The sequence below is a fragment of the Mesorhizobium sp. M4B.F.Ca.ET.143.01.1.1 genome (assembly GCF_004792275.1).
Classification (GTDB): Bacteria; Pseudomonadota; Alphaproteobacteria; order Rhizobiales; family Rhizobiaceae; genus Mesorhizobium; species Mesorhizobium abyssinicae.
In genome coordinates this window covers 1-287 of record NZ_SRSR01000339.1, presented here as the reverse complement: position 1 = coordinate 287, position 287 = coordinate 1, and the positions used below count along the sequence as shown (strand labels likewise).

Genomic DNA, 287 nt, shown 5'->3' with positions numbered 1-287 from the left:
CGGCAGGAAGGTGGTGTCGCTGTCGCCACGCAGCAGAAGGTTCAGCTCGTGCAGCTTGCCGCGCTTGCGCTCCCAGCCCATCCAGCAGCCCTGCGCCTGGTTGTAGAGCCGGCGGCGGTGCAGGAGATAGAAGCGCGGCGAGCCTTCCGACGGATAGCGGGCGTTGAGCCTGGCGATCTCGTCGCGGGCATATTGCAGGATCTCGATGTCGGCGGCGTCGATCTCGGTCTTGGAATCCGGCCAGTCGGACAACAGCGCGAAATGGATCTCCTCCGCCGTGTTGGCGA

At 65.5% G+C, this 287-nt stretch carries 1 protein-coding gene; it reads right to left on the bottom strand.

Annotation, left to right across the window (positions count from 1 at the left end; translation table 11 throughout):
• A partial coding sequence (locus EN786_RS37255; protein ID WP_135910217.1) for a hypothetical protein occupies nt 1-287 on the bottom strand: 287 nt, incomplete at both ends.